This is a genomic window from Arthrobacter saudimassiliensis, assembly GCF_059090665.1.
Genome location: NZ_JBNHFX010000001.1, coordinates 136,794 through 156,622, shown reverse-complemented (window position 1 = coordinate 156,622; position 19,829 = coordinate 136,794). Strand labels below are relative to the sequence as shown.

Genomic DNA, 19,829 nt, shown 5'->3' with positions numbered 1-19,829 from the left:
TCGACGGGAGCCATCCGGCCCGCTGCTGCTGCCCCTTTCCACCGCACCCACCACCACTGTTCAGCTGCTCCGTTTCCGACTGCCCGCGAGGCGGGGGACGGCTCCTGAGACGTGCCCGGGATCCGGCGGCGGGAAGAACCGCACCACCGTAGGAGACCCCCCACCCCCATGCACACCGCCACCGTTTCCTCCCCCCGCGACGAGCTCTGGAACCGCCGCTACGAGCCGAACGTAGCCGCAGTCAACGAACTCTGCGATGCGCTGAAGGAGCTCAAGCCGGGCTCCGAAGTGCCCTACGTCGATCCGATGCATGACATCGACGAATGCCGGATCATCAGCCTGTTCTCCAACAACGGCGGCGAGCCGGACCCCTCCGGCTTCATCACCCCGGGCCCGGGCGAGGCGGCGACCCGCCTGCTCGGCGTGCACTGGAAAGCCGGTCTGCACCCCCGGTACGTCATGCCCTGGAACACCTACCCGTGGTTCCTGCCGGGCCAGGACGATGCCAAGCTCACCAAGGAGCAGGTCGCCGAGGGACTGAAACCGCTGCTGCGCCTGCTGGCCATCGTGCCGCGCGCCTCGGCCATCGTCGCCCACGGCGCGGAGGCTCAGCGCCTGGCCGCCGCCTTCCTGAAGACCGAGAACCGGATGATCTACCGCCGCAGCCTGAAGGTTTACAAGGTCCGTTCCCTGGTGGGGCGTTCCTTTGGCACGACGCCGGAACGGCAGGAGATCTCGCTGGCGGAAATGAGCCTGGCCTACAAGGACGCGATGGCCCGTACGGGCATCAGCGGCAGGTAGCCGGCACACGCGGAAGGAGGGCACGGACCACAGGTCCGTGCCCTCCTTCGTCGTTCCGGGCCTACTCCGCGAAGGCGGCCCGCAGGTTCTGCTCCTGGTCCTTCGAGAGGTTGGTGTAGATCAGGCTGGCCCCCGTGTAGCCCTTGAACGCGTCGGCCACCCGGTCCTCCACCGCGTCGGAGGACAGCACGAACAGCGCCGAGGTGCCGGGGGTGACCTCCTGGCGGACCTGCTTGATGAAGTTGTCGTCGATGCCGACGTCGACCATCGAACCGGTCATCGCACCGATCGCGGCGCCCACCGCGGCGCCGATCAGCGGGATGAAGAAGATCAGGCCGAACAGCAGGCCCCAGAATCCGCCGCCCAGGGCGCCGGCCCCGACCGTGTTGTGTTCCTGGACGGTCTTGGGCTTCTTCCGGCCCTCGGGCCAGGTGACAATGGCCTCGTCCTGCACGTTGATCAGGCCCTGCGACTGCAGGCTGGCAAGGGTCTGGGTGGCCTTCTCCGCCTCACCTGCATCCGAGAATTTCCAAACGGTCAATGTTGCCATAGGAAGACTCCAAACGATTCGGGATCCAGGCGCACACCCTCTGTCCCGTCCGGGGATTCGGGCCGGCCTGGCGGGTATCGACCACAGTAGTGACGGGGCCGTGCCCGGAACAAGACACAAGGCGCGGAGCCGGCCGTCCGGCGGCAAACCGGTCCCTTTCCGCCCCTGCGCCGCCTAGACTCGCAGGACACCGCCCCGCGCCGCGGGCACCGGGCCGAAAGGATGCGGCATGTTGGATACGGCTCCCGCCTGGTGGACCCGGGCCGTCGTCTACCAGATCTATCCGCGCAGCTTCGCGGATTCCACGGGCGACGGCGTGGGCGACATCGGCGGAATCATCTCCCGCCTGGACCACCTCGCCGACCTGGGGGTGGACGTCATCTGGCTCTCACCGATCCATGAGTCCCCGGGACACGACAACGGGTACGACATCAGCAACTACCGGCGCATCGATGCGGTCTTCGGCACGGCCGAGGAGTTCGATGAGCTGCTGCACCAGGTTCACCGGCGCGGCATGAAGCTGATCATGGACCTGGTCGTGAACCACACCTCGGACCGGCACTCCGCGTTCGTCACCTCCGCCTCCTCCCGGGACAACCCCTCCCGGGACTCCTACTACTGGCGCGATGCGCGGCCCGGCTTCGATCCGGGGGAGCCGGGGGCCGAGCCGAACAACTGGGGTTCCTTCTTCGGCGGTCCGGCCTGGAGCTACCACCGGCCCACGGGGCAGTACTACCTGCACCTGTTCACCCCGCAGCAGCCGGACCTGAACTGGGACTCCTCCCGGGTGCGGCAAAGCGTGTACGAAATGATGAACTGGTGGCTGGACCGCGGCGTCGACGGGTTCCGGATGGACGTCATCAACTTCATCTCCAAGGATCCCCGCCTCCCGGACGGGCCGGTGGAACCGGGCAGCGCGTACGGCGACGGGGGCCCCTGGTTCACCAACGGCCCGCGGATCCACGAGTTCCTGCAGGAGATGCGCCGCACCGCGTTCTCACACCGTGAAGGCGAGTTCCTGACGGTGGGCGAGACGCCGGGGGCAACCGTGGAGCAGGCCCTGCTCTACACCGATGCCGCGCGGGGCGAGCTGGACATGGTGTTCCAGTTCGAGCACGTGCAGCTGGACCACGAGCCGGGCTCGAAGTGGGAATACCGGGAACTGGACCTGCGGGACCTGAAGACGTCCTGGAACCGCTGGCAGCGGGGGCTGGCGGACAGGGGCTGGAACAGCCTGTACCTGAGCAACCACGACCAGCCCCGGCAGGTGTCCAGGGTCGGCGACGACGGCCGGTACCGCTACGAGTCGGCGACCCTGTGGGCCACGCTGCTGCACCTCCAGCGCGGCACGCCCTACATCTACCAGGGCGAGGAAATCGGCATGACCAGCGCCGGATTCACCGACATCGGCCAGTACCGTGACATCGAGTCGCTGAACTATCACCGCGACGCGCTGGCACGGGGCCTGCCGGAGGCGGACGTGCTGCGGTCCCTGCGCCGGATGAGCCGGGACAACGCCCGCACTCCCATGCAGTGGGACGCCGGCCCCAATGCCGGCTTCTCGGACGCGGAGCCCTGGATCAGCGTCAACCCGAACCATGCGGAGATCAACGTCGAAGCGGACCGCGCATCGGAGCGCTCCATCTTCCGCTGGTACCAGCGGCTGATCCGGATGAGGCACGAATCGCCGCTGATTGCCCTGGGCAGCTGCCACATGCTCCACGGCGACCATCCCCGGCTGTACGCCTTCGAGCGGCTGCTGGGGCAGGAACGGCTGCAGGTGACGGCCAACGTCTCCGCCGATGACCTGGCCCTGCCCCCGGACCTGGCGCACGGCAGGACAGTGATGGACAACTACGACGACGGCGCGGACCCGCTTCTCCTGCGCCCGTGGCAGGTGCGCGTCAGCGCCTCCTGAGGCTAGTCCTCGGCGGTCACCGAGGACCGGTAGAGCTCGAGCAGGGCGGGCGTGCCGCCGTCGGCCATGGCGCGCCGCTGGCGTTCGGAGCCGGTGCCCTGGCTGCGCAGCTGGCGGAGCCCGGCCCGCACCCACTCGGTGTCGCCCTCGGCCTCCAGCGCCGGGCCGATGTACTCCAGCAGGGCCTCGACCCGGTCCCAGGCCGGCACCAGCCGCGCGGTGACCGGATCCACCAGGTTCGAGGTGAGCCCTTCACGGGCGGCCTGCCACATCGCGGCGTCGAGCAGCTCCTCGTCCGGCACGGCGTAGCCGGCCCCGCGCCGGGCCTGCTCGACGGCGGTGCTGACCAGCCCGCGGATCAGGCCGCCCAGCAGCACCGAATCCCGGGCCTGCAGCTGCCCGTCGCCGGCCCGCACCTCGATGGTCGGGTAGGCGTCCGAGAGGCGGGCCATCCAGGTCAGCACGCCGCGGTCGATGATGGCGGCCGTGTCCACCAGGCGCTGGATGCGCCGCTCATAGTCGGCGGCGTCGCGGAACACCGGCGGGCAGCCCTGCACCGGCCAGCGCCGGTAGTGGACCACACGCCAGCTGCCGAAGCCGCTGTCGCGGCCGAGCCAGAACGGGGAGTTGCAGCTGAGCGCCACCACCAGGGGCAGCCACTCCCGGATCCGGTTCAGGGCCTGGACGCCGGTCTCCTTGTCCGGGATGGAGACGTGCACGTGCAGTCCGTTGACGAACTGGTCACCGACAATGCCCGGCGCGCTCTGCTGCAGCTCGCGGTAGCGCTCCTTATCGGTCAGTTCGGGGTAGTGTTCCTCGACGCGGGGAGCGGTGGCCGTCCCCGCCGCCACGACGCCGGCCTTTTCCGCAGCGGCCGCCAGCTGCGTCCGGAAGTTGAGCAGGTACTCTTCGGCTTCGGTCAGGGTGGAGCAGACCGGGGTCGCGGTCTCGATCTGGCAGCTGAGCAGCTCACGCTGCACTTCGTTGTCCGTCACCCGGGGCGAGTCGTGGAGATAGCCGGCCACCTCATCGGCCTTGTGGGAGGGCAGCCCGGTCCGCGGATCGAGCAGCAGGTATTCCTCTTCGATACCCAGCGTGGCCATGGAGCTCCTTAGGACAGCCAGGCGTGCCCGGCAGCTGATCGTTACCTCTACGAGACTAGACACGTCCCCGGCCCGCGCGCCAAACGGAGCGCGGCGCCGGACGCCGCGAACACCGGTGCGATGTTCCGCTCAGCGTGCCGTGAGGGCGGCGGCAAACAGGCCGGCGACGCCGCGGGCTCCGCCGTTAGCCGCGGCTCGGCGCTGGCGGCGGGCGCCCGGCCCGTGGGCGAGCAGCCTGGCCAGGCCGTCCCGCACGTAGGGCAGGTCGCCGCTGGCCTCCAGCGCCGGGGAGACAAATCTCATCAGCTCCTGCAGCTGATCCTGTGCGCTGCGCAGGCCCGCGGGCGGCGTCCCGTGGCCCAGCAGGTTCCCGTCGAGCCCGTATCGTGCGGCCTGCCACAGCCCGACGTCGAGCAGTTCCGGATCCGCCGGGTCAGCATCGGCAGGTTGACCGGCCAGGGTGGACACGAGCGCGCGGATGAGGGCGGCCAGCAGCACCGAGTCCGCGGCCTCGAGCTGGGCGTCCGCCACCCGCACCTCCACCGTGGGCAGGTGCCCGGACAGCCGTGCCGCCCAGCCGACGTGGCCCGCGTCGAGGACGACGTCGGTGGCCAGCAGGGCGGCCAGGCGGCGCGAGTAATCGGCGGCGTCGGCGAACAGCGGCGGGCAGCCCTGCACGGACCAGCGCCGGTAGTGGACCAGCCGCCAGCTCGAGAAGCGGCTGTCCCGGCCGCGCCAGAACGGCGAGTTGGCCGCGAGTGCGGCGAGGGTGCCCAGCCAGGGCCGAAGCCCGTTCAGCACCCGCACGCCCTCCTCGGGGTCCGCGACGGCGACGTGCACATGGGTGCCGTTCACGTACTGCTCCATGCCCACGCCGCCGGTCATCTCGCCCATCAGCCGGTAGCGGGGCACATCCGTCACATCGGCGGGGGAGCCGGAGATGCGGGGCGCGGCGCCGGTAACCGCAACGGCCTGGCCGGCCGCGGCCGCTGCGGCCGCGATCCGGACGCGGAACTCCAGCAGATCGGCGGCCGCCTCCTCCACGGTGGTGCAGATCCCGGTGGCGTGCTCCACCTGGCAGGTCAGCAGTTCCGGCTGGCCGGATGCGCCCGGCGCTGCGCGGGCAATGACCTCTCCGGCCTTCCTGCCGGGCAGCCCGGTGGCGGGATCAATGAGGAGGAACTCCTCTTCTATGCCGAAAGTACGCACGGGTCCCTCCGGGGAAGGCGTCAGCGGTCGGACCAGTCTAGGGGCGCCGGTCGTGCGGCGGGAGGCCGGGCGGCTGTTACCGGGCCGCGGACAACCAGTCGCCCGCCAGCCATCCGCCGGCACAGGCCCCCGCGCCGAGCACCACGTTCAGGACCAGGTTCAGCACCGCCGCCAGGTGCCTGTCCCCGTTCCAGAGCAGCACCGACGCGACGGCCCATGAGCTGAAAGTCGTCAGGCCGCCGGCCAGGCCCGCAGCGACGGCGGCGTAGGCCGGGGCGCTCAGTCCGCCGTCCTGCAGCAGGGCGTAGGCGGCGCCGATGAGTGCGCTGCCGGCCACATTGACGAGCAGCGTGCCCACGGGCAGGGCTGCCCACGGACGGGTTCCGGCGCGGCGGAGCACGAGCGTGTCGAGCCCGAAGCGGACCAGTGCGCCGAGCATGCCGCCCGCCGCCACCGCCAGGGCCGCGAGGACGTTCATGTCCCGGCCCTGGAGTTCCGGCCCTGCCGCAGGCCCAGGAACAGGCCCGCGGCGGCGGCCCCGAGGCCCAGCAGCAGGGAAGCGGCCAGGTAGGCAGCGGCTTCAGCTGCGCTGCCGGCGGCCGTCAGGCGTTCAAGGCTCAGGGCCAAAGCGGAGAAGGTGCTGAACCCGCCCAGCAGGCCGGGGCCCAGCCCCGCCCGCACCCAGTCCGGTACCGGCCGGGTGCTCCAGCGGCCGGTGAGCCAGCCCAGGGCCAGGGAGGCGGCGGCGTTGACCCAGAGGACCACCAGGTCGAAACCGGCGGCGGGCTGGGGAAAGGCCAGGCCGAGCAGGTATCGGGCTTCGGCGCCCACCGCCCCGCCGATGGCGACGGCGGCCCAGACACGCGGCGCCGGGAGCGCCGCCCGCTCCGGTCCGGCAGTCACTGCACAGGCCCGGACCGCCGGCGTGCCCGCCACGACAGGGTGAGGTAGGGCAGCTCCAGCACGGTGTCGGGCTGGTGGCCCAGATGCTCGTACAGGTACCAGTCCAGGTTGGCGTGCATCCGCCGGCGGCCGGCCTCACCTGCCGTGCGGTACCAGGAACGGGACTGTGCGAGAGCCGGCAGCTCGTCGGCCCGCAGCGGCTGCGACCAGGACACCGAGGACTGCGCCTGCAGGACGAACTCGGGGCCGACCTGCGGCCGGAAACCGGGACGCAGCACATCGCCGGCGTGGCTGATCCGGGCAAACCGGTGCACCCATGGCACCGAGACGTCCAGCTGGTTCCAGACCAGGCCGAGGATTCCGTCCGGGCGCAGGATCCGGGCGAACTCGGTGCTGGCGGCCAGCGGGTCGCACCAGTGCCAGGCCTGCGCCACGGTGACCGCGTCGAGGCTGCCGGCGGGAAGGCCGGTGTGTTCCGCGGTGCCCTGGTGGACGGGAACCTGCGGAAGCGCCTGCCGCAGCTGTTCCAGCATGTCGGCGCTGGGGTCAACCGCCGCGACGCGGAAGCCGGCCTCGGCGAGCACCCGGGTGTACTTGCCCGTTCCCGCCCCGACGTCGGCCACCGTCCGCACCGCGGACCCGTGCACCTGGCAGCCCTCGAACAGCCAGTCCACCGCTTCGGCCGGGTAGCCGGGCCGCACGCGCTCATAGTGGCTGCCGCCGGCGCCGTACCCCTCGGCCAGCTGGCGGCGGCGTTCCTCGCTGAGCCGGGGACCTGTGAGGGCCACGGTCAGAGCAGGTCCACGAGGTCCGGGTTCAGGCGGCTGAGGACCTCGCCGTGCAGGATGCCGTTGGTGGCCAGCGCATTGCCGCCGAACGGGCCGTCCTCGCCTTCCAGCGAGGAGAAGCGGCCGCCGGACTCCGTGATGATGGGTACCAGCGCCGCCATGTCGTAGAGGTTCAGCTCCGGCTCGCAGGCAATGTCCACGGAGCCTTCGGCCACCATGCAGTAGGACCAGAAGTCCCCGTAGGCCCGGGTCCGCCACACGGCTTCGGTGAGGTCCAGGAACTCCTCGAGGTTCCCCCGCTCCTTCCATCCGCCGAGGCTGGAGTAGGACAGGGACGCGTCCCCGAGGCGGTTCACGCTGGAGACCGCCAGCCGCGTGGCGGAGGCCAGCGAACGGCCCATGTAGGCGCCGGTGCCCTTCGCCGCCCACCAGCGCTTGCCCAGGGCGGGGGCGCTGACGACGCCGACCACCGGTTCGCCGTCGTCGACCAGCGCGATCAGGGTGGCCCAGACCGGCACGCCGCGGACAAAGTTCTTGGTGCCGTCGATCGGATCGATGATCCAGCGGCGCGGCCCGCCGCCGATGGAACCGAACTCCTCGCCGAGCACGGCATCGCGCGGCCGGGCCCGGGAAAGCTGGCCCCGGATCGCCTCCTCGGCCGCCTTGTCGGCGTCGGTGACGGGCGTCAGGTCCGGCTTCGTCTCCACACGCAGGTCCAGCGCCCGGAAGCGGGACATGGTCTGGTCATCGACCGAATCCGCCATCACGTGGGCCAGGCGCAGGTCGTCGGTGTAGTTCTTTGCTGCAGGCATACTCCCCAACCTATCCTGTGGGCCCGTTCAAGCCGACGTTTGACGTGCGGGTGCGCGGCTAGGTGGTGCCCAGTTCCTTGGCGGACGCCCGCCCCTCGGTCCGGTCGCTGGTGCCCATCAGCCGGCGCAGCGAGGCGAGCCGGGCGGGGCCGGCCTCGCCTGCGGCCCCCGAGGCCACCCAGGCGTCGAGGCCGCAGCCCGGCGCCCCGTCGTCGTGCCGGCAGCCGCGCTCGCAGTCCGCGGTGCCCGGTTCCAGATCCGGGAAGGCCCGCAGGATCCGGTCAGGGTCGATGTGGGCCAGCCCGAAGGAGCGGATGCCCGGGGTGTCGATAATCCAGCTTCCGGGCGGGGCGTCGCGCAGCTTCAGGGCCAGCGCGGAGGACGAGGTGTGCCGGCCGCGGCCCGTGACGGCGTTGACGCCGCCGGTGGCCCGGTTGGCCCCGGTGAGGGCGTTGACCAGGGTGGACTTGCCGACGCCGGAGGGGCCGAGCAGGACGCTCACCTTTCCGGCCAGGTGGCCGCGCAGCTGCTCCACCGCGCCGCCGCGCAGGCGCGCGGAAAGGCCCTCGGCGGACTCGGCGTCGACGCCGTCCTCGGCCGTGCCGCTGACCAGCACGGTGAGGTCGAGGTGGGCGTAGTTGGCGAGCAGATCGGCGGGATCCTGCAGGTCGGCCTTGGTCACGCACAGCAGCGGCTCGATGCCGGCGTCGTAGGCGGCCACCAGCGCCCGGTCGATGAAGCCGGTGCGGGGCTCGGGATTGGCGGCGGCCACCACGATCACCAGCTGGTCCGCGTTGGCGACGACCACGCGCTCGACCGGATCGGTGTCATCGGCGCTGCGGCGCAGCACGGTGGCCCGCTCCTCGACGCGCACCAGCCGGGCCAGGCTGTCCGGGGCGCCGGATACGTCCCCGACCAGGCCCACCATGTCTCCGGCGACGACGGGGGTGCGGCGCAGCTCGCGGGCCCGGGCGGCAACGACGATGCGCTCTTCGGGGGTGTCTTCGGCGACGACGGCGGTGTAGCGCCCGCGGTCGACGGTCACCACGCGGCCCAGGACGGCGTCTTCGTGGGCGGGACGTTCCTTGGTGCGGGGCCTGGAGCCCTTCTTGTTCGGCCGGATCCGCACATCGGATTCGTCCCAGCCGCTGGTTCCGCGTCCCATCAGCGCACCTGCCCGCCGTCGGCATCCCCGCCGGCCGTCCGGGCGGAGACCAGGGACTCCCAGAGCGAAGGGAACTCGGGCAGGGTCTTGGCGGTGGCCGCGATGTCCTCCACCTGCACGCCGGGAACGGCAAGGCCGAGGATCGCGCCCGCGGTGGCCATCCGGTGGTCCGCATAGGTATGGAAGATGCCGCCGTGCAGCGGGGCGGGACGGATCAGCAGCCCGTCGGCGGTTTCCTCCACGTCACCGCCGAGGCCGTTGATCTCCGCGGTGAGGGCGGCGAGGCGGTCCGTCTCGTGGCCGCGCAGGTGCGCGATGCCGGTCAGCCGCGACGGCGAATCGGCCAGTGCGCACAGCGCGGCGACGGTGGGGGCCAGTTCGCCGGTGTCGGCCAGGTCCACCCCGTGGAGTTCCCCGGTGCCGGATACCGTGAGGGCTCCGTCAGCCCAGGACGTTTCGGCGCCGAACAGCGGCAGGATCTGCCGCCAGCGGTCGCCGATCTGGGTGGAGGCCTGCGGCCATCCCGTGATCGTGACGGTCCCGCCGGTGACCACCGCGGCGGCAAGGAACGGGCCGGCGTTGGACAGATCCGGCTCCACGAGGACGTCGAAGGACCGCACCGGCCCGGGGGAGACCCGCCATTCGTTCGGCACCGAGTCATCCACCTGCACGCCCACCGAACGCAGCACCTCGACCGTCATGCCGATGTGCTCCATGCTGGGCACCCCGGAGCCGCGGTGCACCAGGTGCAGTCCGCTGCGGAAACGGGGGGCGGCCAGCAGCAGGGCGGAGACGAACTGGGAGGAGGCGCCGGCGTCGATCTCCAGCCGCCCGCCTTCGACGGCGCCGGTGCCGTGCACCGTGAACGGCAGGGCAGCGCGGCCCTCGTCGTCGACCCGGACGCCGAGGCCGCGCAGGGCCTGCACCGTGGTGCCCATCGGGCGGATGCGGGCGTGCGGGTCGCCGTCGAACCTGGTCTGCCCGGCGCGCAGGGCCGCCAGCACTGGCACGAACCGCATCACCGTCCCGGCCAGGCCGCAGTCCACTGCGGCGGGGACGCCGCTTCCGGAGCCGGCCGGGGCGGCCGTGACGAGCAGGTCCGGACCGTACGCTCCTGATCCTGCCGTTTCCCGGACATCGGCGCCCAGGGCACGCAGCGCCTGGACCATCAGCGCCGAATCGCGTGAATGCAGCGGCGCCCGCAGCCGGCAGGGACCGTCTGCGAGTGCGGCCAGCACCAGGTAGCGGTTGGTCAGGGACTTCGACCCGGGAACGCTGAGCGTACCGGTGACGGGGGAGCCTGCGGTGAAGGGGGCGGGCCAGGCGGCCGGGGCGGTGGAACGGACCATGTCAGGCAGCGAGCCCGCTCACGGTGGAACGGATGGCCTTGTCCGCGGCCTTGACCCGGCGGCGGGCCGTCCGGTTGACGCGGCGGGCCGTCCGGCCGGTGCTGTGGGTGGCGGAGGACAGGCTGCGGCGGGTGTCGTCGGCGAGCTTCCCGGTCCGCCAGGCCAGGCCGGGCCGGCCGGAGGTGTCGACGGCGGCAAGGAGCACTGCACCCAGCATCGACAGGTTGCGCAGCAGGGCGGAGCGGCGCGAGGCCTTCTCCTCATCGGTCCCGGCCGGGGCGGCGCGGTGGTCCAGCCAGGTGTCGAGGGCCCAGGTGGAGGCCAGCACCGTGGCGGCGAGGCGGGGCAGGCGGCCGGCGCCGAGCAGGATCCCGGCCCCGATCTGGGCTCCGGCGGCGGTACGGGTGACGGCGCGGCTGCGGCCGGCGAGGGCCTCGTCCGTTTCGTTGGCACCCTGGGCGGCGGCAAGCAGGGGCTGCAGCTGCTCCGCGGTGGCGTCGACGCTGCGCAGGCGTCGGGCGCCGTCGGCGACGAACCCTGCGGCAAGCAGCGGGCGGGCGGCGAAACGGACTATCGACATGATGCCTCCTTCTGACGGCAGCCTTGAGGCTGCCGGGCCGGTCCGCCGTAGCGGAGTGTTCCTCCTAGTCTGGCATTTACTGTCGGCGGAGGCACTTCACCGGCCCGCGTCGGTGCGCTCGGACACGGGGGCGTGGAATACCCGGAGGTCCTGCCGTGTTGTGCAGAGATGTCCGGGGCCCGCAACGGTCCGCCGGTACGAGATGGAGGAAGATGACCCCGCCTGCCGCCACCGCTTTGACCGCCGACCCGGCGGCCGACGCCGCCGTCCGCCTGAACCTGCCCGGCCGCCGCTCTCCCGGGAACCGCCGGTCCGGACCCGTAGACTGGAACGTGATGAAGACTCACGTGCCGGAAGGCAGCCAGGAAGTGGACAAAAGCCAGGTGGAGGCGCCCTTGGATGTGGCGGAGGAGTCCGAGGCGGAACGGAAGCTGCGCTTCGAGCGGGACGCCATGCAGTATGTCGACCAGCTGTACTCGGCCGCCATGCGCATGGCACGCAACCCCTCCGACGCAGAGGACCTGGTGCAGGAGGCCTACACCAAGGCCTTCTCGGCCTTCCACCAGTACAAGCCGGGAACGAACCTGAAGGCCTGGCTCTACCGGATCCTCACCAACACCTACATCAACCTGTACCGGAAACGGCAGCGGGAGCCGCAGCAGGCCCACTCGGACGGAGTCGAGGACTGGCAGCTGGCCCGCGCGGCGGAGCACACTCCCGCCGGCCTGCGCTCGGCTGAGGCGGTGGCCCTCGACCATCTGCCGGACTCCGACGTCAAGAACGCCCTGCAGTCCATTCCGGAGGACTTCCGCCTGGCGGTGTATTTCTCCGATGTGGAGGGCTTCGCGTACAAGGAGATCTCCGAAATCATGAACACGCCCATCGGGACGGTCATGTCCCGGCTCCACCGCGGCCGGCGGATGCTGCGTGAGCTGCTGGCGGAGTACGCGCAGGAGCGCGGCATCCGCGGCAAGGCTGACAGCCCGCAGGGCGGGAAAACCCAGACAACGAAACAGGGGAAGACGCTATGAGCGATTGCCAGAGACTGGGCGATTGCGACGACGCCCGCATTGAGCGGCTGTACGAATACCTCGACGGGGCGCTGTCCCATGAGGACCTGGTCGAGATCAAGGAGCACCTTGAAGGCTGTACCGAGTGCGCCCGGGAGCACGACCTGGAGTGCGTGATCCGTTCGGTGGTGAAGCGTTCCTGCACCGAGGCCGCTCCCCAGACCCTGAAGGCCGGCATCCTGGCCCGGATCAACCAGATCCAGGCGGCCGCCGACCACTGAGCCGCGGCTCAGACAGCAAAAGGCCCCCGCACCGAAGTGCGGGGGCCTTTTTCGCGTCTCAGGTGTTGGGACGCTTGCCGTGGTTTGCGCCGCCGCGCTTACGGTCACGACGCTTGCGTGCACGCTTGCTCATGGCTGCCTCCTTCGCTCTTGATCACACTCTGCCCTCCAGTCTCCCACAGGGAGTCCGCCGCCGCCTAACGCACGCGCGTCCGACGTCGCGGGCCGGTCAGGAACCCGCCGAGAGCAGGGCCAGGCGCTGCTCCCGCCGGTAGGCCTGTTCCTGCGGATCCGGTACCGGCGCGGCCGCCAGCAGGCGCCGGGTGTACGGGTCCTGCGGGTACTTCAGGACCTGCTCGGTGGAACCCTGCTCCACCATCCTGCCCTTCTTGAGCACCGCGATGTGGCTGGCCAGGATCTCCACGACCGCCAGGTCGTGGCTGACGAACAGGCACGCGAACCCGTACTGCTGCTGCAGGTCCTGCAGCAGCTGCAGCACCCGGGCCTGCACCGACACGTCGAGGGCCGACGTCGGCTCATCCGCCACCAGCAGCGAGGGCCGCAGCGACAGCGCCCGGGCAATGCCGACGCGCTGGCGCTGGCCGCCGGAGAGCTCGTGCGGATACCGGTTGCGGAAGCTGACCGGCAGGTGCACGTCCTCCAGCAGCTGGGCGACCTTGGCGTCCAGATCCCGCCGGGAGGGCTTCTCGTGCAGGTACAGCGGCTCGCCGATGCTCTCGCCGATGGACAGGCGCGGATTGAGGGAGGCCGCGGGGTCCTGGAAGACGATGGCGAAGCTGCGCCGCAGCGGCTTCAGCTCCTTCGCCTTCAAACCGGTGATTTCGGTGCCGTTGATGCGGATGCTGCCTGCAGAGGTCTTCAGCAGGCCGGTGACGGCGCGCGCGATGGTCGACTTGCCGGAGCCGGATTCGCCCACCAGGCCCATGACCTCGCCCGGGTTGATGGTGAAGGTGATGTCGTGGGCGGCCTTGAACGGGGGCTGGCGGAAGCGGCCGGGGTACTCGATGTCCACGCCCGCCAGGGCCAGGGCCGGCACCACGTCCGACGCCGGCTCGTTGATCCGCTCGGACTCGGCCAGCAGCTCCCGGGGAGCCTCGGCCACCTGCAGCGACCCGTCGTCCTCGACCTCGACGGAGGCGAGGACCCCGCCGACCTTCGAGCCGAGGTGGGGAACCGCGGCCAGCAGCTGGCGCGTGTAGGGCTCGCGCGGGTTGGCGAACAGCTCCGTGGTGGGAGCCGTCTCGACGATGCGCCCCTTTTCCATCACGACCACGTGGTCGGCCAGGTCCGCGACCACGCCCATGTCGTGGGTGATCAGGAGGATGGCGCTGTTCAGCCGTTTGTTGAGCCTGCGCAGCAGCTCCAGCACCTCGGCCTGCACGGTGACGTCCAGGGCCGTGGTCGGCTCATCGGCAATCAGCAGGATCGGATCGTTGGCAATCGCGATGGCGATCATCGCGCGCTGGCGCTGGCCGCCGGAGAACTGATGCGGATAGTGGTCGAACTTCTCCTCCGGGTCGGGCATCTCCACCATGCGGAGCAGTTCGATCGCGCGTTCCTTCGCCTGGGCCGGCGTCGCGTTGGTGTGCTGCTCGATGATCTCGGAAATCTGGTCACCGACCGTCAGCACCGGGTTCAACGCCGTCATGGGCTCCTGGAAGATCATGGCGATGTCGTTGCCGCGGATCCGGCGCAGCGTGGACTGGGGCACGCCGATGAGCTCCCGGCCCTGCAGCTTCGCGCTGCCGGTGGACCGCCCGTTGCGGGGGAGCAGGCCCAGCAGCGCCATGGAGGACATGCTCTTGCCCGAACCGGACTCGCCCACGATGGCCAGGACCTCGCCGGGGTGGACGGCGTAGGTGACGTCCTCGGCGGCCATGACCCATTCGTTGTCGACGTTGAACTCCACGCCGAGGCCGTTCACGGAGAGGATGGGCGCGCCGTCGGCCGCGGGGGCGCCGGCGTCGGAGTAGACGGGGGAGGCGCTCATTGCTTGATCCTTGTCTGTCGGGGGTCGAACGCGTCGCGCAGGCCGTCGCCGATGAAGTTCACGGCGAGGGCGATGGTCACGATGAACAGGCCGGGCCAGAGGAACAGCCACGGACGGGTGGTCATCGCGGAGCGGTTCTCGTTGATCAGCCGGCCCAGCGAGGTGTCCGGCGGCTGCACGCCGAGGCCCAGGAAGCTCAGGGAGGTCTCGAGCAGGATGGCGCTGGAGATGGCGAGGGTGGCAAAGACGATGATCACGCCGATGGTGTTCGGCAGGATGTGCTTGAAGATGATCCGTGCGGACCCGGCGCCCACCGACTTGGCGGCCTCCACGAACTCCTTTTCCCGCAGGGACAGGAACTCGCCGCGGACCAGCCGGGCCAGCGAGGTCCAGCTGATCAGGCCGAGGAAGATCGCGAAGACGACGATGCCGTACCGGGAGACCATAGCGGCCAGCACGGCCGCCACGACCAGCAGCGGAATGGTGATGACGACGTCGGTGAGGCGCATCAGCACCGCTTCGGTGAAGCCGCGGAAGTAGCCGGCGACGGCTCCGATGATGGTGCCCACGATCGTGGAGACGATCCCGACCATGAAGGCGATGATCAGCGAGATCTGCGTTCCGCGCATGGTCATGGCGAAGTAGTCGCGGCCCAGGGTGTCCTGGCCGAACGGGTGGTCGCCCAGGCCGGTCCAGGAAAGGGTGGGCCCGCCTTCGGCGATCGGCATCACTTCCGAGAAGTTGTACTTCCACCAGCCCGGGATCGGGCCGATGCCGATGGTGGTGAAGGAAAGCAGCATGACGAACAGGAGCATCGCCATGCCGACGAGGGCGCCCTTGTGGCGCAGGAACCGCTCGAGGACCAGGCGCCCCTGGCTCTTGGCCGCGGTGGGTGCGGGGCCTCCGGCGGGGGCGACGGCGTCGGGCCGGGTGCCGGCCTGGCCGGCCTCCGGACCGCTGTTCTGCAGGACCATGGCTGCGGCCTCGGGATTACCTCCGACGCTGCCCGGCTGTGCCCGTGACGGGCTGGTGTTTTCAGTCATTTCTTCCGCCTGCTAGTTCAGGGTGATGCGCGGATCGAGGAAGGCGTAGGCGATGTCGGCGAGCATGTTGAACAGCACCGCCGCCGCGCCCGTCACCAGGAAGAACGCCATGATCACGTTCGGGTCGACATTGTTCAGGCCGTTGACGAACAGGCTGCCCATGCCGTTCCAGCCGAACACGTTTTCGGTGACGACGGCACCGCCGAGGACGGCGGCGAAGTCCACCGCAACCAGGGTGGTGATGGGAATCAGGGCGTTCCGGAAGGCGTGCTTGACCACCACCGTCCGCTCACTGAGGCCCTTGGCCCGCGCGGTGCGGATGTAGTCCTGGTTCATGACGTCCAGCTGGCTGGCCCGGGTGTAGCGGGTGTACAGGGCGAACGAGATCAGGGTCAGGGCCACGGTCGGCAGCGCCAGGTAGAGCACGTAGTCCAGGTTGATCTCCCAGAAGGTGCCCTTCAGGTTCGGCGTCTCGGAACCGGTGGTCGGAATGGGCCGGCCGCCGTTCTTGCGGGACAGCGAGCTGTAGGCCGACAGCAGATGGTCCAGGAAAATGAAGAACCCGGTTCCCAGGCCGGCGACGATGCTTACCCGCCGCGCGAGCCGGGCGTAGGGCCCGCCCAGCAGGTGTCCGATCAGCATCGACACGCCGATCGTGAGGGCTGCGAGGGCGGCGATAATCAGCCAGTTCGGGTCCTCGAGCAGGCCCATGGTCAGGAAGTAGGCGGCGAAGCCCACCCCCACGGTCACCAGCGCGGATCGAAGCACCTCGCGCCGGCGCAGGCCGGAGAACAGGCTGACCGCGGCGAGGGCGAGTCCCAGGGAGCTGAGGAGCACGCCGACCGGTCCCAGCCCCGGGTCCCGGAACCAGTTGGTGGTCAGCAGGATCAGCAGGATGGCGGCCGTGGCCACCGTCGCGACGCCGAACACCATGAGGCGGCGGCGGCGGTCGCCGCCGACGATCACCGTCCAGATAACGCCCGCGACCACGCCGACCAAAAGTATCTGCAGATAGGACATCTGCGGATTCCCGAGCCAGGTGTTCAGGTCGATGGCGAGGTACTGCTTGAGGAGGGTGGAGAGCCAGAAGACCGGCATCGAGAAGAGCAGGAAGGCCAGGAAGGTCACCGAGTAGTCGAAGGTGCTGTACTGGCGGAGGGCGGTGACCATGCCGGTGATGACGCCGAGCAGGATCGCGATGATCGTGGCCACGACCACGAGGCGGAAGGTCGCGCCCATGGCGTTGACCAGCTGCGGCAGGACCGGATTGCTGGAGCGGTCCAGGCCGAGCGTGCACTGCGCTCCGCCGGGCACGACGCACCGCCCGATCTCCTGCAGCCAGAGCAGGTAGCGGATGTGGACGGGCTCGTCGAGGTTCATGGCGGCCGTACGGGCCGCGATGCGCGACTCACGGTCGCTGCTTTGCAGTTCAATGAGGTCGTGCAGGGGGTCGCCGGAGTTGACGGCGAGGACGAACATGAGGGCCGTTGCGGCCAGCAGGATGAAGAACGAGGTCACCGTTCTTCTGAGGATGAAGAAGAACACCGGAAGGCTCCTAGGGAATGGTGCAGATCCGCGCCGGGGGTGTGCGCGGGAAACGGGAATGGGCAGACCCGAATGGCCTGCCCATCCCCGCTTTGCTGGATCAGCTGCCCGGAAAGGCTAGCCGTTGCTCTTGGTCCACTCGTAGGCATTCCAGGTGATGCCGGTCTGGGTGGGGTTGTACTCCACGCCCTCCATGTTGGAGTTGTAGGCCACCAGGCCCGGGTTGGCGTACAGGACGACGTTGTACATGTCGGCCCAGAGGGCTTCCTCCATGCCCTTCTTCAGCTCAACGGCCTCGGAGGCGTCCGTCAGGGTCACGACCTCGCCCCAGAGCCGGTCAACTTCCTCGTTGCTGAAATCGCCGTAGTTCTGGACACCTTCGGAGATGTAGATAGACTCGCCGCTCGCGACCAGGCCGGAGCCGGCCCAGGCGAACAGTGCCGCGTCCCAGGCGCCCGGCTCATCGAGCTTGGACGTCCACTCGGCGTCCGGCTGCGCGATGATGTTGAACCCGGCCTGGTCGCAGGAGTTCTTGATCAGCGCGGTGATGTCGGCGCGGACCTGGCTGGAGGCGGAGAACATCAGGCGCACGTCCACCGGCGCGGTCTTGCCGGCCTCTTCGAGCAGGGCCTTGGCGCCCTCGACATCGACGTCCTTGTACTCGGCGGCCGTCGGCACGGCTGCCAGGACCTCGTCGTACTCGGGGCTGGACGGCTGGAACTCGCGCAGGTCCATCACGACGCCCTCGGGGTCGACGGGCTTGAGGAACTTGTCGACGATCTCCTGGCGCGGGGTGCACTTGGCGAAGGCCTGGCGAACGGCCAGGTCCTCAAACACGGCGCCCGGGCGCTGGTCGAAGTCGATGTGGCTGAAGGTCATCTGGCTGCCGACCTCAAGTTCGACGCCGTCAATGGCCTCGAGCTGGGTCTTGGTGTCGACGGTCGGCCCGGAGGGCTCGATGACGTCGACGTCGCCGTTCTGCAGCGCCTGGACGGCCTCGGTGTCTTCGATGGCCTTGAACACGATGGTGTCGGTCTTGCCGGCACGCTCGCCCCAGTACTGGTCGTTCTTGACCAGCGTCAGGGTGCCGTTGCTGCCCGTTTCCATCTTGTAGGGGCCGGAGGCCGGGAGGAGGGCGGTGTCGGGGATGCTGGAGAGCTCGGCATCGGCGAAGTTCCAGCCGCTGTTCCAGAACTCGGCGACCGGGGTCAGGGCCGCGATGTCGTCGTTCTGGATGGCCTCGACAAGGGCCTCCCCGTTGTTCTCGACGCTCAGGCCGGCCTGCTCGGCGGCGATGTGGGCCGGCATGACCGGTTCGGTGAGCAGTGCTTCCCAGTCCACGTAGGGCTCGGTGAACACGAAGGTGAATTCCTTGTCGCCGGCGCTGCCTTCGGGCTTCTCAATCTGCGAGTAGCCGTTGTTGGAGGCGGGCTGGAAAATGTCTTCCTCGCCGTTGAGGAACTTGCCGGAGCGGGAGGCCCAGTCGAGCAGGTAGTCATCGAAGTCGATGGGCGTGCCGTCGGACCAGACCGCGTCCTCGTGGATCGTGTACTTGATCGTGAGCGGATCTTCGCTGACCTTTTCGTACGAGCCCATGTCGGGATTCGGGGTCAGTTCGCCATCGCTGTTCATGGCGGCGAAGTTGCTCATCGTCAGGTTGGTGACGTACGAGTTGTAGACGCTGTTGGCGTTGGAGGTATTGCCGTTGTAGGCATCGGGTGCCTGGCTGACGGCGATGTTGATCGTCGAGGCGATGTTCTCGTTGCCGCCTTCGGTTTCGGCGGCGTCGTTGTTTCCGCCGGCCGATCCGCAGGCGCCCAGGAACAGCGCGCCAACGGAGAGGGCGGCAACGGCCGCCGTGCGCTTTGTACGCATTCGTAGTCCTAACTGATGGTGAGCGTCAGGAACCCCCTGTGGCGGTCCCCCCATGAAGGCGCCCGTGATAGGCGCCACATGGGAAGAAGCGTAGCCAGTAAATGTTTCCGCCGAGAAAACTGTTAGCCGTTGTTAACCGATCGTTATGTCCACGCGCAGCGCCGCGGGGACGGCGGGAACGTGAAGGGGCCCCCGGACACGGTCCGGGGGCCCCTTCGCAGGCAGGATCAGTTCATGTCGGGCAGGTCGAGCCACCGGTACCAGCCGCGGTGCAGCACCAGCCACGCCATCAGGCCGTAGCCGGCCTGGCCGGGGGTGCCGCCGTTTGCCGCCAGGTCGCTGCGCCACTGTTCGTGGTTGATCAGCGGGGTCAGGGTGTCGACGTAGACGTGCTTGCGCCGGGTGGTGACGTCCCCGAAGGCGGCGGAGAGGTCCGCGAGCCTGCGGTTGCGCTCGGGGTCCAGTCCCGGCGGAGGGCCGACGACGAAGACCTTGATGCTCATCTGCGCGGCGCCGTCGAGGATGTTGGCCAGGTTCAGGCGGCTGCGCGCAGTGGTCAGGTCGAGGTCGAGATCCCGGCCGGAAAGGCCGATGACCAGCCGGTTCTCACAGCCGTCGTCGAAACGGCGGCCGGCCTCCTGGAGCCACCGGTTCGCCAGCGCTTCGGTGCCCTCCGAGGGCGCTGCAAGCGTATAGGCCTGCAGGGAGGCATTCTCCGGCGTCGTGCGCGCCAGCACACGACCGATCCAGCCCAGTGCACGGGGGTCTCCGTGGCCGGCGAGCAGTTCGTCTCCGACTGCTGCGAGCCTGATTCTGCGTTGTTCCACTAGCTCCCTTTTCCGCTCCAAGGCTTCCTGCGCCGCGGGCGGGGTGCCGGTGGCACCCC

20 protein-coding genes are annotated in these 19,829 nt (G+C 69.8%); 4 read left to right on the top strand and 16 right to left on the bottom strand.

Annotation, left to right across the window (positions count from 1 at the left end; all coding sequences use genetic code 11):
* Positions 1-168 precede the first annotated feature (168 nt).
* Complete coding sequence (locus tag AC5RV6_RS00705; protein ID WP_494005368.1) at positions 169-801, top strand: uracil-DNA glycosylase family protein; 633 nt, start codon at positions 169-171, stop codon at positions 799-801.
* A gap of 61 nt (positions 802-862) precedes the next feature.
* Here the strand turns inward: AC5RV6_RS00705 and AC5RV6_RS00700 are convergent, their stop codons facing one another.
* The gene (locus AC5RV6_RS00700; RefSeq protein WP_494005367.1) at positions 863-1,351 is read right to left on the bottom strand and encodes a DUF1269 domain-containing protein; all 489 of its coding nucleotides are present in this window, start codon (positions 1,349-1,351) and stop codon (positions 863-865) included.
* Positions 1,352-1,580: 229 nt separating this feature from the next.
* Here AC5RV6_RS00700 and AC5RV6_RS00695 point away from each other — a divergent pair, with 229 nt between their 5' ends.
* Positions 1,581-3,269, top strand: coding sequence for a glycoside hydrolase family 13 protein (locus tag AC5RV6_RS00695; protein ID WP_494005366.1), 1,689 nt, complete (start codon positions 1,581-1,583; stop codon positions 3,267-3,269).
* Positions 3,270-3,271: 2 nt separating this feature from the next.
* On the opposite strand, the gene AC5RV6_RS00690 is transcribed toward AC5RV6_RS00695, so the two are convergent.
* The 9 genes from AC5RV6_RS00690 to AC5RV6_RS00650 form a co-directional block, all read right to left on the bottom strand.
* On the bottom strand, positions 3,272-4,372 hold the full coding sequence (locus AC5RV6_RS00690) for a carboxylate-amine ligase (RefSeq protein WP_494005365.1): 1,101 nt from the start codon (positions 4,370-4,372) through the stop codon (positions 3,272-3,274).
* A gap of 129 nt (positions 4,373-4,501) precedes the next feature.
* Positions 4,502-5,581, bottom strand: coding sequence for a carboxylate-amine ligase (locus tag AC5RV6_RS00685; protein ID WP_494005364.1), 1,080 nt, complete (start codon positions 5,579-5,581; stop codon positions 4,502-4,504).
* Positions 5,582-5,657: 76 nt separating this feature from the next.
* The gene (locus AC5RV6_RS00680; RefSeq protein WP_494005363.1) at positions 5,658-6,059 is read right to left on the bottom strand and encodes a CrcB family protein; all 402 of its coding nucleotides are present in this window, start codon (positions 6,057-6,059) and stop codon (positions 5,658-5,660) included.
* Positions 6,056-6,484 (bottom strand): FluC/FEX family fluoride channel, encoded by a 429-nt coding sequence (locus tag AC5RV6_RS00675; protein WP_494005362.1) that lies wholly within the window; start codon positions 6,482-6,484, stop codon positions 6,056-6,058. The genes AC5RV6_RS00680 and AC5RV6_RS00675 overlap by 4 nt, the downstream gene beginning before the upstream one ends.
* Positions 6,481-7,272: a class I SAM-dependent methyltransferase gene (locus tag AC5RV6_RS00670; protein WP_494005361.1), complete on the bottom strand. Its 792-nt coding sequence runs from the start codon at positions 7,270-7,272 to the stop codon at positions 6,481-6,483. The genes AC5RV6_RS00675 and AC5RV6_RS00670 overlap by 4 nt, the downstream gene beginning before the upstream one ends.
* A 2-nt stretch (positions 7,273-7,274) precedes the next feature.
* Positions 7,275-8,084, bottom strand: coding sequence for a histidinol-phosphatase (gene hisN, locus AC5RV6_RS00665; RefSeq protein WP_494005360.1), 810 nt, complete (start codon positions 8,082-8,084; stop codon positions 7,275-7,277).
* Positions 8,085-8,142: 58 nt separating this feature from the next.
* Positions 8,143-9,249 carry a ribosome small subunit-dependent GTPase A gene (gene rsgA, locus AC5RV6_RS00660; RefSeq protein ID WP_494005359.1) on the bottom strand — a complete coding sequence of 369 codons (1,107 nt, stop codon included), beginning with the start codon at positions 9,247-9,249 and terminating at the stop codon, positions 8,143-8,145.
* Positions 9,249-10,598 carry a 3-phosphoshikimate 1-carboxyvinyltransferase gene (gene aroA, locus AC5RV6_RS00655; protein ID WP_494005358.1) on the bottom strand — a complete coding sequence of 450 codons (1,350 nt, stop codon included), beginning with the start codon at positions 10,596-10,598 and terminating at the stop codon, positions 9,249-9,251. Before aroA ends, rsgA begins: the two co-directional genes overlap by 1 nt.
* Position 10,599: 1 nt before the next feature.
* Entirely contained in the window at positions 10,600-11,178 is a 579-nt protein-coding gene (locus tag AC5RV6_RS00650; protein ID WP_494005357.1) for a DoxX family protein, read from the bottom strand.
* A gap of 335 nt (positions 11,179-11,513) precedes the next feature.
* Here AC5RV6_RS00650 and AC5RV6_RS00645 point away from each other — a divergent pair, with 335 nt between their 5' ends.
* Both AC5RV6_RS00645 and rsrA read left to right on the top strand, forming a co-directional pair.
* Positions 11,514-12,209: a sigma-70 family RNA polymerase sigma factor gene (locus AC5RV6_RS00645; RefSeq protein ID WP_494006594.1), complete on the top strand. Its 696-nt coding sequence runs from the start codon at positions 11,514-11,516 to the stop codon at positions 12,207-12,209.
* On the top strand, positions 12,206-12,469 hold the full coding sequence (rsrA, locus tag AC5RV6_RS00640; protein WP_494005356.1) for a mycothiol system anti-sigma-R factor: 264 nt from the start codon (positions 12,206-12,208) through the stop codon (positions 12,467-12,469). The genes AC5RV6_RS00645 and rsrA overlap by 4 nt, the downstream gene beginning before the upstream one ends.
* Positions 12,470-12,527: 58 nt before the next feature.
* Here the strand turns inward: rsrA and AC5RV6_RS00635 are convergent, their stop codons facing one another.
* The 6 genes from AC5RV6_RS00635 to AC5RV6_RS00610 form a co-directional block, all read right to left on the bottom strand.
* Positions 12,528-12,602, bottom strand: coding sequence for a 50S ribosomal protein bL37 (locus AC5RV6_RS00635; RefSeq protein ID WP_369299106.1), 75 nt, complete (start codon positions 12,600-12,602; stop codon positions 12,528-12,530).
* A 96-nt stretch (positions 12,603-12,698) separates the two neighbouring features.
* Positions 12,699-14,480, bottom strand: a complete 1,782-nt coding sequence (locus AC5RV6_RS00630; RefSeq protein ID WP_494005355.1) for a dipeptide ABC transporter ATP-binding protein — start codon at positions 14,478-14,480, stop codon at positions 12,699-12,701.
* Positions 14,477-15,523, bottom strand: coding sequence for an ABC transporter permease (locus AC5RV6_RS00625; RefSeq protein WP_494005354.1), 1,047 nt, complete (start codon positions 15,521-15,523; stop codon positions 14,477-14,479). The genes AC5RV6_RS00630 and AC5RV6_RS00625 overlap by 4 nt, the downstream gene beginning before the upstream one ends.
* Before the next feature lie 12 nt (positions 15,524-15,535).
* The gene (locus tag AC5RV6_RS00620) at positions 15,536-17,068 is read right to left on the bottom strand and encodes an ABC transporter permease (RefSeq protein ID WP_494005353.1); all 1,533 of its coding nucleotides are present in this window, start codon (positions 17,066-17,068) and stop codon (positions 15,536-15,538) included.
* Positions 17,069-17,185: 117 nt separating this feature from the next.
* Entirely contained in the window at positions 17,186-18,943 is a 1,758-nt protein-coding gene (locus AC5RV6_RS00615; RefSeq protein WP_494005352.1) for an ABC transporter family substrate-binding protein, read from the bottom strand.
* Between the two features lie 227 nt (positions 18,944-19,170).
* The gene (locus AC5RV6_RS00610; RefSeq protein ID WP_494005351.1) at positions 19,171-19,770 is read right to left on the bottom strand and encodes a GDSL-type esterase/lipase family protein; all 600 of its coding nucleotides are present in this window, start codon (positions 19,768-19,770) and stop codon (positions 19,171-19,173) included.
* Between the last annotated feature and the right edge of the window lie 59 nt (positions 19,771-19,829).